Annotated in this window: 2 protein-coding genes; both read right to left on the minus strand. The window is 48.6% G+C overall.

Annotated features, from left to right (window positions below; genetic code table 11):
- On the minus strand, positions 1-966 hold a 966-nt coding region (locus tag AS26_RS13580), incomplete at its 3' end, for a globin-coupled sensor protein (RefSeq protein WP_169793518.1).
- Between the two features lie 47 nt (positions 967-1,013).
- Positions 1,014-1,250: chemotaxis protein CheC (locus tag AS26_RS13585; protein WP_174519950.1), on the minus strand; the 237-nt coding region annotated here is incomplete at its 5' end.

Below are 1,250 nucleotides of genomic sequence, written 5' to 3' on the forward strand. Positions count from 1 at the left end.
ACCACGGCCGTGTTCACCTGCTCTTGCGGCTTCAATCCCGGCATTCAACGAAAGGACATGCGTTTGTTCTGCGATTTCTTGAATCAACTCCAAGACGCTTGAAATGCGTTCAGCTGCCGAAACCACTGCAGTCGATTGATGTTGCAACTGGTCGAACGCTTGACGTAATGCAACAATCCCTTCCAAAGCGGAACGCGCGACTTCACCGCCCGCTTGCGCGTCCCGCATCACGCGGTCTCCATGTTCCGCGGCCTTCACCGCGTAATCCGCCACTTCGCGAACAGAAGCAGATAGTTGTTCTGTTGCAGCCGAGATATTTTCGGAATCCGAAGCGACTTGTTCAATCGCATTTTTTGTTGGGAGAATGTCCTCGATTCCTAAAATGAGGTCTAACACGTTTGAAACGTGTTCTATATATCCAGCTTGTAGTTCTTCCTCTTCATACGCTTCCATGATGACCTGCATATCAAGGAATACCATCTTCAAACATGCAAGCAAGGTATCAGACAGTTCTCGCGGCTTCCCGTGCCATTGATTCACGACTGCCGGAATGAGATATTCAAACAACCGCATGTAGGAACCAATGTACCAGTCCGCGGTCACGTGAATACGGCTATGAACGCGACCTATTCGTTTTCTCTCTTGCCAAAATACGCTGTCCGCGACATCTGCACGAAATAGCCTTCTGAAATAATCGACAAAAGTACGTTCCAGACGCTCCCTGTGACTATGTTCTACGATGATCTTGTTCAGGTTGGGGAACTTCTCAATGGTGTCGTATTGTCGCTTTGCGATCTGTTCAAGATAAGGCTCCATCAATGCAGAGACATCTCGAACTCGGGCAAGATCCTCTTGTGTGACTCGTAGAAAAGACAGCTTTTCATTCAATGCTTCTACGTCTGTATGTACATAGTCATCTTTGTTTTCCGTAGCGAAAACAACATTCGTCTTTTGCCAGAGAAACACCCGCGTGATCTCCTCTCGGTCCTCTGCTCAACGAATAGCTTGTCCATTTACTCTGATTCGTCCAATATGAGAATCACATGAATGACCCCGATGTTCTCCAGATGTAGAGGAACCTTCGCTGCCGTAACGAACCCCGTCAGCTTGGTGGGCCCCACGATGACGGTTGGCGGACTAATTTCCACATGAATCCCATTATCTGCTAGACGCGTCGACATATTACCCGCCACCATGTTTCCAATCTCGCCAACAAAAGATTCCAACATGGCGCCCGCTAATTCCATCCC

It is taken from the genome of Alicyclobacillus sendaiensis NBRC 100866 (assembly GCF_001552675.1).
Lineage (GTDB): Bacteria > Bacillota > Bacilli > Alicyclobacillales > Alicyclobacillaceae > Alicyclobacillus > Alicyclobacillus sendaiensis.